Below are 11959 nucleotides of genomic sequence, written 5' to 3' on the forward strand. Positions count from 1 at the left end.
GATAAATCAATGGCGTTAGTCGTTGAGCCTAGCAACCCTCTGCAACTCTCGTTGTTTGAGTGGATAAATGGTCAGGTAACTGGCTGTTCAGAATCCCCCACTATAGCCCGTAGGGTTTAGTGGGGGAGTATGTCAACAAATCTATGACAGCACCTGAAGTGTCAAAGCAGTCTGATAGTTTGCTGAGTTGGCTTGCAATTACAGGGATCAAGTGTGACATGGCGAAAGGAAAAGCTTTTCTATCGCTTGCTGCCAATTTAGTATTGCTCGATACTGTAGAGATAATTCCTACATGGCGGAGGCTCCTAAAGTTAGGCTGGCGTATTGTCTCTACCATTTTGTGGGGTATTTTAATTCTCATTATTCTCTCTTCTCTCGGACGTTATTTTGCATTTGGAAGCGTACCGTCTTCTGTATCTAATCCTGTTGGAGTATCTGATAGTTCTACAGTCGCAATTCAAGCAGATAAACTCACACTAGAAATCGATAATGCCTTAGTAGCAGCTCGTGAGGCAGCTTTAACGACTGCTTCAGATGAACTTGATCAATGGGTTGATAGCTTGATGAACCGAGTTGACTCAAGCCAAGACGGTGATTTTTTAGATTGGTATTTTGGATACTGGACTCAGCAAAAATTTGGTTTGGATGGAACATTGCAGGCTGGAAAGCGAGTCTTTAATAAAAATCTCCCAACTGCCAAAGAGAAGATTCAGGAGGAAGTTCTTCAGGAGTTTACAAATCGTGTTCTTCGTCCTGAAATCGCAAGGCTGGAATTGAAGACTATTTCAAGAGATATTTCACAGATCTATACCAGCGAACTGCAACGAAATCTTGAGAAAATCCGTATCAAGTACAATATTCCTAAAGCAAACTGGAATGAGTATTTAGAAAATGTAACAGTTCTCGTAACCAACATTGAAGGAAGACAAGTTCCGTTACAACTCAAAGCTTTTACTATTGCAAGTCTGGGTGGTGGTGCATTACTAGCGAAAGCAGCAATCGTAGCAATTGAAAAGGTAACTGCGAAGGTCGCTACTAAAGTCGTCGCTAAGGCAAGTGCAAGTTTTCTAGGTAAAGCAGGGGCATTAGTTGGTGGAGAGCTATTGGGTCCCGTAGTCACTGTAGCAATTATTGTTTGGGACGCAGTAGACATTCATAATACGGAAGTTAACTATCGACCTATTCTTAAACAAAACATTGAAGACTACTTCAATCTAATGAAAAGAGATATTTTGGGTGACGAAGAAAATGGCATTCAAAAGGTGATTCTTGATATTGAGAACAGCATCAGAAAAGGTATGAGTGGTTCTCGCTTACCTTTTCTATCGAGAGGCTAATTATCCAAGCGAGGGCTAACACGTCATGGCAGCGGACGGTCGAAAGCTGCTGGTGCTGAGTTAAAGGTTATCTGCCGCCGCTGCATTTTGCCGTTGTACTGCCTGCGTAGCACAAAGTTTGACATGATATGCTAACCTCCAAAAACGCAGTCACCACAACATTGCGTTGGAGCCGACGAAAGCCGTTAGCCCGACGGCGCTGGCTAAGCGGCGTTCGCGGCTCAACTCCACCGTTAGAAGTATCCAGAAATGAGCAGTATCGAGTATTTGAAATTCGAGCAGGTAAATCCAGAAGTTTTGATGCGTATCGTAAATGAGGAATCTTTGCGTGCGCACCTAGTTGAGCATCCTTACTTCGATTCAAAAAGCATTAGAGAATGGATCATGGATAAGGCTGAGACAGACGCAAAGGATGGCTGTCGAGTTCGTGTGATTTCTATCTCAGGGGAAATAGCCGGATGGTGTGGAATACAACCGGATGATAACGGTTTTGAAATTGCAATTGTGATTTCAAAAAAGTTTTGGGGTTTTGGTATCCCGATTTTCAAAACTCTAAAGTGTTGGGCAAGCGAGCTCGGGTATAATGAAGTACGATTTCATCTATTAGACACTAGGCGCGGATATAAGGCACTGGCCAAGATGGCTACCAAAATCTGTCACACTCAACTTTTAGGTCGTAATTTTACCACCTACTATTTTCCCATAGGCCAACAAAATGCGTAAAACTTCTAACAAGCTGCTCAAGCGGGACTGGTTTTCCGCTACGCTCCAAACCAGCCCCTTAGCATCGCGTTAGCTGTCTAGTTGCGATACGCTGCATCAGGTCTCAACTCATATTAAGCATGATCGCGGAGAGATCTAATATAATGAAGCGTTCCTACGCTTAAAGCTATCGGTCTACATTCAGCTTATATGACTATATTTGACCGTTCCAAACATGTTTACGTTTCTCCTGACTTTGAAGAAGTCATAAAAGACACAATACGTTTTTTTAACGGTACACCTGTACATCCAATTCCTGTCCCAGAGCGTTTTCATGGCACAGGAATTTATGCACTATATTGCATTGCAAAATCTGGTATTTATTCAAGATTTAATTTGGTTAATAGAACTGCATTCCACATGCCTATCTATGTTGGAAAAGCAGTTCCAAAAGGTTGGCGTCAAGCTAGGCAGCTAATACCTGTAGACACCCGGAGCTACGAGTTAAACAATCGAATTAATGAACATAGTCGCAGCATAGATTTGGCAGAAAACTTGAATAGATCTGATTTTTTCTGCCGCTTTATGATTCTCGAAGGCAAAGAAAGTGATTGAATTGGTACTGTGGAAGCTGCACTTATTAGAAAATACCAACCGATTTGGAACACTCTGATCGATGGATTCGGCAATCATGACCCTGGAAAAGGCAGATACGCGCCAGCAAAATCAGATTGGGATGTTTGTCATCCAGGGCGACCCTGGGCTGTAAAGTGCCAAGGGGTTCATGGTACTAAAGAAGAGCTACTTCAAAGCATTGAAAATTTCATGGCTAGATTGAGTGGAGAAGATGCCTAGACTGTCTTGCTTAGAGTTGTTTACAGGTGCAGGAGGACTGGCCAAAGGTTTAGAGATGGCTGGAATTCAGCACAAAGCCTTTGTTGAAATAAATAATGATGCTTGTCTAACATTGGCTTACAATTACGGCGATCAGTTTATCTACAATACAGATATCCGTACATTTCAATTTGATCAGTTTGGTCATATCGATATAATCTCAGGTGGTCCTCCATGCCAGCCATTTTCAATGGGAGGGAAGCATAAGGGAAATGCAGATCAACGAGATATGTTTCCTTATGTCTGTAAAGCGATAAGTGTTTGTACGCCTAAAGCCTTTATTTTTGAGAATGTTAAGGGCATTTTGCGCAAGTCATTTAGCAACTATTTCGAGTACATAATATTAAGGTTGAGATATCCTGAGGTTTTTCTTCGAGATTCAAAATGCTGGAAAGATCATTTAGCAAGACTCGAAAAAATTCATACTTCAGGAAAATATGAAGGGGTCAAATATAATGTTGTTTTTCGTTTGCTAGATGCTGCAAATTATGGAATTCCTCAACGCCGCGAACGAGTTTTTATTGTTGGAATCAGAGAAGATTTGAATATCGAGTGGTCTTTCCCTCAAGAATCCCATTCTTTTGATTCCTTACTCTGGTCACAGTTTGTAAGTTTGAATTACTGGGAGAGGCATGGAATTAAACCATCAGGATTTGGCTGTCTAGATAAAAGAACTCAACAGCGGATTGAGCAATTGATACAACAGCCTACTCTGTTTTCTCCTCCCTTAAAGCCATGGAAAACAGTTCGAGATCAAATTGGAGAACTCCCAGAACCTGATACTGAAGGTAGTTTTAATGCTGAGCATGTTTTAAGGGAAGGTGCTAGATCATATCCTGGTCATACCGGAAGCTATATAGATATGCCATCTAAAGCTCTCAAAGCAGGAGACCATGGTGTCCCTGGAGGAGAAAATATGATTCGATATCAGGATGGTCAAATACGTTACTACACTACATTTGAAGCTAAACGAATTCAAACTTTCCCTGAGAACTATAGAATTTTGGGGTCTTGGACAGAATCTATGAGGCAAATTGGTAATGCGGTGCCGGTAGAGCTAGGCTATTGTATAGCGAGTTCTTTGTCTAACGTTATAAGCTGTGATCCTTAGACAGCTAACTTCAACGTTAGGCGGCATTACAGCTAGAGCACGCAGATAAAATGGAAAGATTGTTTGTTTACGGAACACTCGCACCTGGAAGGCCAAATCATGGTGTTTTAGAGGACATACCGGGCAACTGGGAGGCGGCATCACTAAAAGGAAAATTGCTGGACGAAGGATGGGGCTCCGAATTTGGTTGCCCTGGAATCATGCCATCAGATGAAGGAGAGGAAGTTGAGGGTTTTGTTTTCTCTTCAGATCACTTATCAGAACATTGGTCAATGCTTGATGAATATGAAGGTACTGGTTACAAGCGTGTAGCTGTGCTCGTTAAAACTGAAAGTGGTGAAAAAATTGAAGCCTATGTTTATGCACTCAACCATGCCGCCTAACAAACGCATGCAGTCGGACGCAGCAAAGCTGCGCCGCTGATGCGAGGCGTTGGGCTGCTTCAGTCCTTGGTTGGGACAGTACAGCAAAGTTATCTGTGGGAGATTGAGTTCAGCCTACTTGTGCAATCACTTGACCAATTTCTTGAGGGGTTGCACCTGTTGCCAGCATTGCCCGAATTAGCAATTCAATAGAGACAGACGCATCACCATTTTCAGCTTTGGCAACACGGGGTTGGCTGGAGTATAATTTATCTGCTAGTTCTGTTTGAGTCATTGATTTTTGCCGTCGTTCTTTTAGGTTGCGGCTCAATGCCAGCTTAATTTCAATGAGGGTCGTTTCTTCTGGCGTGAGGTCTAGAAATTCTGAAACTGTTCCAACTTTCCAGCCTTTGTCCTCTAGTTTTTTTCTCTTGGCTTCGTCCATATCCCTAATCCTCCTGATCGTTGTCATACTTACTCAAGCGTTTTTGGCAGGTATCAATAATGCTGTCGGGTGTCGTTCTTGTTGTTTTATGAAATACCTCAAGAATGAGAATTGCATCATTATCAATGCGGTAAATGATTCTCCAGTTCTTACTTGCATCTCGAACTCGCAATTCATGGCAATGTGACCCAATACTTGGCATTGGTCTTGAGTGAGGCAAACCCAAATTTTCACCCTGCTGCAATCGCCGCAACAACACACCTGTTTCTATCCGTGCTTCTTGGCTAAAGGGAGGGGTTTTGACTTCTCCATGAAGCCAAACCAACGGTTTATCTGTTTCGTCCATACGTCTCTTATATCATATCTGATATATTAGTATCAGTTGGCGCAGCCCAACAATTGCGGTGCATGCGGTGCAGCGGATTGAAGGAAGCCGTTGGTGCTGAGTGCAAGGCGATTGGCAACCGCTGACCGCAACCGTTAGCATCTTTGTCTGATACTGTTCAGGCACGTTCTCAGTTCACACGGAGCCATAGCCACCGCCGCCGGGAGTGGCGATCGCAACACAATCCCCCGCCGCCATCGCCACCGTCGCCGTACTGTCGAGTTCCTCAATCGTCCCATCGGCCCGCTCGACCCAATTTCGGCCCGTTTGGCCCGCGCCGCCCCCCGCCAAACCAAAGGGAGCCACCCGCCGCCGCCCCGACAGAATCCCCGCCGTCATTGGGGCGAGGAACCGCAGCCGCCGGATCACACCATTCCCCCCCGGATAGGCCCCCGCGCCGCCACTGTCGGGCCGAATCGCGAACCGTTCCAACCGCACCGGAAACCGCCATTCCAGCACCTCCGGATCGGTCAGGCGTGAATTCGTCATGTGGGTCTGCACCGCATCCGTTCCCGCAAACCCCGGCCCCGCCCCACTGCCGCCGCAAATCGTCTCGTAATATTGATACTGCGCGTTACCGAAGGTGAAATTATTCATCGTTCCTTGGGAGGCGGCCAATTGACCCAACGCGCCATAGAGACAATCCACCACGGCCTGAGAGGTTTCCACATTCCCCGCTACCACCGCCGCCGGATAGCGGGGATTGAGGAGAGAACCAGGGGGCACGATGATCGTGAGGGGTTTTAAACAGCCCACATTCAGGGGAATATCATCATCCACCAAGGAGCGAAACACATAGAGGACGGCGGCTTGGGCGATGGCGATCGGGGCGTTGAAGTTGCTGGCCACTTGGGGGGATGTGCCGGTGAAGTCGATGGTGGCGCTGCGGGGTTCGGGGTGAATTGTGATCTTGACCTGGATCTCTGCGCCGTGGTCGAGGGGACAGGTGAAGGAGCCGTTTTGTAGGGAAGCGATCGCTCGCCGTACTGACTCCTCCGCATTGTCCTGGACATGACCCATATAGGCCTGCACCGTCTCTAGGCCGTATTGGGTCACCATGCGCCGCAGTTCTTGCACGCCCTTTTCGTTGGCGGCGATTTGGGCGCGAAGATCGGCGAGGTTTTGATCGGGGTTGCGGGCGGGATAGGGGCCAGCGGTGAGGTGGGCGAGAATATCCGCTTCGCAAAATTGGCCCTGATTCACAAGGCACACATGATCGAATAACACCCCTTCTTGATCGATGTGGGTGCTGTGGGGCGGCATCGAACCGGGGGTAATGCCGCCAATGTCGGCATGGTGGCCCCGTGAGGCGACGTAGAAGGCGGGGCGATCGCTCTCCAAAAAAACAGGGGTGATCACGGTGACATCGGGTAAATGAGTGCCGCCGTTGTAGGGGTTGTTGAGCAGATACACATCACCGGGGCGAAATGCGTCACCCTTGGCGGCGATCAGGCTTTCAATGCTGGCACTCATGGAGCCGAGATGGACGGGAATATGGGGCGCATTGGCCACCAGTTGCCCGGCCGGGTCGAAGAGGGCGCAGGAAAAGTCAAGGCGTTCTTTGATGTTGACGGAATAGCTGGTGTTTTGGAGGGTTGTGCCCATTTGCTCGGCGATCGCTCGAAACCCATGGTTAAAAATTTCCAGCAAGACGGGATCGGCAATGGATGCCCTCACCCCACCCTCTCCCACGGGAGAGGGCTTCTGGCTCCCTTCTCCTGTGGGAGAAGGGCCGGGGATGAGGGCGATCTGCTCAATTACCAAATGCCCGTAATCGTTCACCGTCGCTTGCCAGCCCGGTTCAATCACATTCGTCCCCGTCGCTTCGATAATTAACGCCGGGCCTGCGATCGCATCCCCCGGTTGTAAGGTGTCGCGCTCAAAGACGGGGGCATCATGCCAGGCTTGGGCGGTGAAGAGGTGGACGGTGGTGCGGGGTTGGGGCGGGGTGAGGCGCGATCGCGGTTGGGGGGATTCTGTGGCCGTGGCGGCAGGGGCGATCAGTTCGACGCTGAGGGATTCGACGATGAGGGCGCGATCGCCCATCGTAAAGCCGTAGCGTTGACGGTATTGGGCCTCAAATTCAGCGGTCATTGAGGCGCGATCATCGAGATCCACCGTCAGGGTGGTATCTGTGCCTTGATATTTCAATTGGGCTGTGGGGCGGCGTTCGATCGGATCGATGGGGGTATTTTGGGCCTGTAATTCCCCACGACCGAGGGCGGCTAATTCCTCACAAATTGCCCCCAATGCCGGGATCAATGCCTCGGTTAAGGGTGCTTCTACCGCCTGTTCATGGATCACCCGCACATCCGCCAAGCCAATCCCATAGGCCGACAACACCCCCGCATAGGGATGAATCACAATCCGCCGCATTCCGAGGGCTTCAGCGATTAAACAGGCGTGTTGTCCCCCCGCGCCGCCAAAGCAGCAGAGGGTATAACCGGCGAGATCGTAGCCCCGTTGGAGGGAGATTTTTTTGATCGCGTTGGCCATGGTGTTGACGGCGATCGCGAGAAAACCCGCCGCAATTTCCGCCGGGCTGCGATCGTCCCCAATCTCTGCGGCGAGGGTGTCGAATTGCGCCGTTACTGCCGCCGCATCCAAGGGGCGATCGCCATGGGGGCCAAACACCGCCGGAAAAAACGCCGGTTGCACCTTCCCCACCCTCACATTGCAATCCGTCACCGTCAGCGGCCCGCCGCGACCGTAGGCCGCTGGCCCTGGGTTTGCCCCCGCCGAATCCGGGCCGACGCGATACCGAGACCCATCAAACCGCACAATCGAACCGCCCCCCGCCGCCACGGTATGAATCGCGAGCATGGGCGATCGCAACCGCACCCCGGCAATTTCCGTTTCTAAGCTGCGCTCATACTCCCCGGCATAATGGCTCACATCCGTCGAAGTTCCCCCCATATCAAAGCCGATCACCCGGTCAAACCCCGCCACCCCACAGGTTTTCACCGCCCCGACAATCCCCCCCGCCGGGCCGGATAAAATACTATCTTTCCCCTGAAACTGCTGCGCCGCCGTTAAGCCTCCGTTGGACTGCATGAACATTAAGCGGGGCAACGCTTGATCCGCCTCGGTCTGTAACTGTGCCGCAATCTGATCCACATAGCGGCGCAAAATCGGCGATAAATAGGCATCTACCACCGTCGTATCGCCCCGACTCACCAGCTTCATCAACGGGCTGACCTGATGGGACAAAGACACATGGGTAAAGCCCACCTCACGGGCGATCGCGCCAATCCGCTGCTCATGGTCGGGGTTGCGGTAGCCGTGGAGGAGGGCGATCGCACAACTGCGCAGGCCGCGATCGTACGCCCCTTGTAAATCCTGGCGCACCTGCTCCGGGTTCAACGGGATCAATTCCCGCCCCTGGGCATCGTGCCGCGCCGCCACCTCGATCACCTGTTCATACAGCATCGACGGTTGCACGATCTGCCGGGCGAAAATATCCGGGCGATGCTGATAGCCAATCCGCAGCACATCCCGAAAGCCTTGGGTCGTGACGAAAAGGGTGCGATCGCCCTTGCGTTCGAGCAGCGCATTTGTCGCCACCGTCGTCCCCATCTTAATCACCTCAATCTCCTCAAGCGGCAGCGGCTGATCCGGCCCCAACCCCAGCACCTCCCGTATCCCCTGGATCGGCGCATCCTCATACCGTTCAGGATTCTCCGACAGCAGTTTATGCACCACCCGCCGCCCATCGGGCCGCTGCGCCACAATATCCGTAAACGTCCCCCCCCGATCAATCCAAAACTGCCAACCCGTCTGCCCTGGAGTCATCGCTGCGATCGCCCTCATACCAACTCTCTACCGCCACATTATGCCAGCTTGATCGCTCCCCAAGCGTTACCCTGGATGGCTTCAACGGCTCAAGCTGTCAGGAACTAAAACGGAATCGCCCCACGCTCACCGTTATGATTGTTAATTTAACGGTGAGCGTGTCAACGAATCTGCCCCCATCAATCCCTTGTCCCTGTGGGAGTGGTCAATGGCTCTCAGACTGCTGTGGCCCATACCTCCAAGGGCAACGGCCTGCCCCCACGGCTGAGGCATTAATGCGATCGCGCTACAGTGCCTACTGCACCAAAACTATTGATTACCTCGTTAAGACCCATCATCCCCAGTACCGTGAACCCCATAGCCGCCATCAAATCGCAGCAACGGCTAACAGTGTCACCTGGCTCGGTTTAACAATCATTGCCACGGAGCAGGGTCAAGCGGGAGATCAAACGGGAATCGTTGAGTTTGTGGCGTTATTTCAAGACGGGAAAAGGGCGATGCAACTGCATGAGCGATCGCGTTTCCGTCAGGAAATGGGTCAATGGTTTTATCTCGATGGCGATCTTTTACCGCCGTTGCACCCCAAGAAAAATGAACCCTGTTGGTGCAAAAGTGGCAAAACGTTCAAACAATGCCACGGCAAAAAACGCTAGCGTCAGCAATGCAGGATTGTAACTCTTCTCGCATCAGATCGGGAAAGATGATGCGTAACCGTCCCAAGCGTTTAACGAGTTTTGGTCGTTTCAGCGATTTGACAATCAAATCGTGGTTTATTCAACGGCTGAAACCCTATTGATTTCGTTGAGACATTGACCGTTTTTAAGTCCCTGGGACGGTTACGATGATGCTTTCGCGTTTTTTATTTTTTGCTGAAGACGCGCAACTGTATTAGAGTCCAATTCTTGCTCTGGTGCTACCCTGTCTCGTTCAGCCAGTGCCGCTGCCATTTCAGAGGAAGAGGCTGTTCCAAGTTCTTGCAGTAAGGAGTTGAAAGACGGTTTTTGTGCCTGAATTCCTGCTTCAGAAATGGAGCGAATAGAAGAGAAAAGGGTTACCTGTTGTGTCAGAGCATAGACAATGTATTGATTCAAAGAAACGCCCTCACCTTCTGCCAAATCAGCCAATTTCTGGTGTAGTGTTTCCAGTAATCGAAGGGTTAATCGACTCATACTTGACCTCCATATTCTACTAATTTAACAACTAATATGATTTCAGCAATTATGGGGTGCATGACCGCTTAGGGGAGGACGGCTTAACGACATGGCATCCGGCGTATTTGGCATTAGGGGAAACCTTAGAACAATGTGCCGCAGAATATCGCAAGTTTTGTAAACGGTATAAACTGAAAGCCAAGCCCCCCAAGCGGAATCATTGGGGCAAAAACCTGCTCCAAGGCTTTCAGAACAAACGCAAAGCCAAGAAACCCTCACCAGGGCAAACGAGTTTGCCGTGGGATCAGCGGGAGGTGATGAACCCGGCCGTGATTGCGGTGGCGGAGAAGTTTATTTTGGCAAATTGTTATAACCCGAAGGTGGCGGGGGCGATGTTGAGGAAAAGTTGTAGTACGGAGTTTGTGGAGAGTGGGTTTCAGGAACTCGAGAATTCCAGTGCCAGGTATCGAAAAGCCAGACCCCGCATGGGTTCGTGAAAATCAACGGGTTAATGATTCTTAAAAAAAGCCTGTAGCCTTTATATATTACAATCTACAAGTCTCGACGCGAGAGAAGAATACCCAATCTCCGCCATCAACCCAACCACCCCCACGCCCGCGAGGGAGGTGTCCCACCGGGGCTCTTAACTCGAATTTGTAGTCTTCGTACTTCAACCACTCTTCTCCCCGCCGCCATCCCACACGGTCGGCTAGCTTAACAAAATCTTTGCCAACCTCATTATAAATCCGCTTCTGGACGCTAAACCCAAAGCGCCCGTTACTGTGCTGTACCCAAAGACGGTCGATCGTTTGCAGATCGCGACAGGGAAACTGTTCAATATCCTCATTTCGGAACCACCCTTCATTTTCCCTCGCCGCAACCCACAACATCATACGCCATGTTTCCTGATCCGCCTCTTTGAAGCGTTGGGCAGCCAAGAGCTTCCGGAGGGTGCTGTAGTCTGCGCCCACTTCGCTCTCCAGTGACGCATTAGACGTAGCCCCATAGGTCGTTGGAAATGCTGGAGGGGCTGGAATTGGAGCAGCCGCGATGTGTCGCGTTGTTTGGTTGCTGGTTTTTTCGTGTTTGAGATGCTCCCACGCGATCCAAGCCGCAGTAGCAGTAGCACCAGCAGAAACAATAGTGGCGATTGTAATCCAATCCATACCGTCAGATGATCAAAAAGCTCGCCTATTAGTTTAATGGAACTTCCGCCGATTTATGCGGGAAGCGATAGGTATAGGGTGAGAATTGCTCACAAAATCAGAGCTTTTGGGATTTCCATTGATTCATTTGTGGCAAAATACCAAACCCAGTATGCCATCCTGTTTAAGCCACCTCATCCTTCGCATCTAAAACAACATCTTCATAGGTAAACGGCCCCTCGGCAGTAATGCCCACTTTGGCATCAGAGTTGCGCACCTTGCAGCGCCCCCGCAAGGGTTCTCGCAACAGACTTACTACATTGAGCGCAATGTCTGCATGGGGAATGGTTCCCCCTGCCATTGCAAAGACTTCCCCATCAAAATATTCATAGCGTAGGGGTTGTTGAGCTTCCCAGGCAAAATAGTCCTGCGGGGTTAAGGGAGAAGAGATTTCAAGCGTACCTTGCGTCATGGTCTGTGACCCCAAAAACGTATTTTCATCGAAAATTTGGGTAGAAACCCCGTCCTTCTAGGACGGCTTGATGTTAGTATAATCCTTGGTCAACGACCCACCCGAGACGATGGATCAGACAGCCTACACGAGCGAAGTCCAGTTGTACTGGCGGCGCAGCAAA

General features: G+C 50.0%; 12 protein-coding genes and 1 pseudogene. 7 read left to right on the forward strand and 6 right to left on the reverse strand.

From position 1 onward, the window contains the following. Nucleotides 1-143: 143 nt before the first annotated feature. The 5 genes and pseudogenes from PN477_RS17020 (at nt 144) to PN477_RS17040 (ending at nt 4427) form a co-directional block, all read left to right on the forward strand. On the forward strand, nt 144-1337 hold the full coding sequence (locus tag PN477_RS17020) for a hypothetical protein (protein ID WP_272117768.1): 1194 nt from the start codon (nt 144-146) through the stop codon (nt 1335-1337). 249 nt (nt 1338-1586) lie between these two features. Next, nucleotides 1587-2060: a GNAT family N-acetyltransferase gene (locus PN477_RS17025; RefSeq protein ID WP_272117770.1), complete on the forward strand. Its 474-nt coding sequence runs from the start codon at nt 1587-1589 to the stop codon at nt 2058-2060. A 189-nt stretch (nt 2061-2249) separates the two neighbouring features. After that, nucleotides 2250-2894: pseudogene (locus PN477_RS17030) on the forward strand (Eco29kI family restriction endonuclease). Then, complete coding sequence (locus PN477_RS17035; RefSeq protein ID WP_272117772.1) at nt 2887-4044, forward strand: DNA cytosine methyltransferase; 1158 nt, start codon at nt 2887-2889, stop codon at nt 4042-4044. The pseudogene PN477_RS17030 and the gene PN477_RS17035 overlap by 8 nt, the downstream one beginning before the upstream one ends. Before the next feature lie 50 nt (nt 4045-4094). Beyond that, the gene (locus PN477_RS17040) at nt 4095-4427 is read left to right on the forward strand and encodes a gamma-glutamylcyclotransferase family protein (RefSeq protein WP_272117773.1); all 333 of its coding nucleotides are present in this window, start codon (nt 4095-4097) and stop codon (nt 4425-4427) included. Nucleotides 4428-4536: 109 nt separating this feature from the next. On the opposite strand, the gene PN477_RS17045 is transcribed toward PN477_RS17040, so the two are convergent. From PN477_RS17045 to PN477_RS17055, 3 genes are all read right to left on the reverse strand, one after another. Beyond that, nucleotides 4537-4851 (reverse strand): helix-turn-helix domain-containing protein, encoded by a 315-nt coding sequence (locus tag PN477_RS17045; protein WP_272117775.1) that lies wholly within the window; start codon nt 4849-4851, stop codon nt 4537-4539. Between the two features lie 4 nt (nt 4852-4855). Beyond that, a complete protein-coding gene (locus PN477_RS17050) occupies nt 4856-5197 on the reverse strand; it encodes a type II toxin-antitoxin system RelE/ParE family toxin (RefSeq protein ID WP_272117777.1) in 342 nt (113 codons plus the stop codon). 174 nt (nt 5198-5371) lie between these two features. Next, entirely contained in the window at nt 5372-9028 is a 3657-nt protein-coding gene (locus tag PN477_RS17055; protein ID WP_272147492.1) for a hydantoinase B/oxoprolinase family protein, read from the reverse strand. 134 nt (nt 9029-9162) lie between these two features. Between PN477_RS17055 and PN477_RS17060 the strand changes: the two genes are divergently transcribed. After that, nucleotides 9163-9681, forward strand: a complete 519-nt coding sequence (locus tag PN477_RS17060; protein ID WP_272117781.1) for a YchJ family protein — start codon at nt 9163-9165, stop codon at nt 9679-9681. 183 nt (nt 9682-9864) lie between these two features. Here PN477_RS17060 and PN477_RS17065 read toward each other — a convergent pair whose 3' ends face one another. Then, on the reverse strand, nt 9865-10197 hold the full coding sequence (locus tag PN477_RS17065) for a toxin-antitoxin system HicB family antitoxin (RefSeq protein WP_272117783.1): 333 nt from the start codon (nt 10195-10197) through the stop codon (nt 9865-9867). A 56-nt stretch (nt 10198-10253) separates the two neighbouring features. Here PN477_RS17065 and PN477_RS17070 point away from each other — a divergent pair, with 56 nt between their 5' ends. Beyond that, nucleotides 10254-10676, forward strand: a complete 423-nt coding sequence (locus PN477_RS17070; protein ID WP_272117785.1) for a hypothetical protein — start codon at nt 10254-10256, stop codon at nt 10674-10676. A gap of 48 nt (nt 10677-10724) precedes the next feature. On the opposite strand, the gene PN477_RS17075 is transcribed toward PN477_RS17070, so the two are convergent. Continuing rightward, nucleotides 10725-11345 (reverse strand): GUN4 domain-containing protein, encoded by a 621-nt coding sequence (locus tag PN477_RS17075; RefSeq protein ID WP_272117787.1) that lies wholly within the window; start codon nt 11343-11345, stop codon nt 10725-10727. Nucleotides 11346-11508: 163 nt separating this feature from the next. Then, nucleotides 11509-11796 (reverse strand): Uma2 family endonuclease, encoded by a 288-nt coding sequence (locus PN477_RS17080; protein ID WP_272117789.1) that lies wholly within the window; start codon nt 11794-11796, stop codon nt 11509-11511. Nucleotides 11797-11959: the final 163 nt, after the last annotated feature.

It is taken from the genome of Spirulina subsalsa CS-330 (assembly GCF_028330765.1).
In the GTDB taxonomy this organism is placed as follows: domain Bacteria; phylum Cyanobacteriota; class Cyanobacteriia; order Cyanobacteriales; family Spirulinaceae; genus Spirulina; species Spirulina subsalsa_A.

Bases quoted from the DNA above. Each gene is read 5' to 3' on its own strand.
- PN477_RS17080 (WP_272117789.1), bottom strand. From the start codon at position 11,796: ATGACGCAAGGTACGCTTGAAATCTCTTCTCCCTTAACCCCGCAGGAC.
- PN477_RS17060 (WP_272117781.1), top strand. From the start codon at position 9,163: ATGATTGTTAATTTAACGGTGAGCGTGTCAACGAATCTGCCCCCATCA.
- PN477_RS17075 (WP_272117787.1), bottom strand. From the start codon at position 11,345: ATGGATTGGATTACAATCGCCACTATTGTTTCTGCTGGTGCTACTGCT.
- PN477_RS17040 (WP_272117773.1), top strand. From the start codon at position 4,095: ATGGAAAGATTGTTTGTTTACGGAACACTCGCACCTGGAAGGCCAAAT.
- PN477_RS17035 (WP_272117772.1), top strand. From the start codon at position 2,887: ATGCCTAGACTGTCTTGCTTAGAGTTGTTTACAGGTGCAGGAGGACTG.
- PN477_RS17020 (WP_272117768.1), top strand. From the start codon at position 144: ATGACAGCACCTGAAGTGTCAAAGCAGTCTGATAGTTTGCTGAGTTGG.
- PN477_RS17045 (WP_272117775.1), bottom strand. From the start codon at position 4,851: ATGGACGAAGCCAAGAGAAAAAAACTAGAGGACAAAGGCTGGAAAGTT.
- PN477_RS17025 (WP_272117770.1), top strand. From the start codon at position 1,587: ATGAGCAGTATCGAGTATTTGAAATTCGAGCAGGTAAATCCAGAAGTT.
- PN477_RS17055 (WP_272147492.1), bottom strand. From the start codon at position 9,028: ATGACTCCAGGGCAGACGGGTTGGCAGTTTTGGATTGATCGGGGGGGG.
- PN477_RS17050 (WP_272117777.1), bottom strand. From the start codon at position 5,197: ATGGACGAAACAGATAAACCGTTGGTTTGGCTTCATGGAGAAGTCAAA.
- PN477_RS17065 (WP_272117783.1), bottom strand. From the start codon at position 10,197: ATGAGTCGATTAACCCTTCGATTACTGGAAACACTACACCAGAAATTG.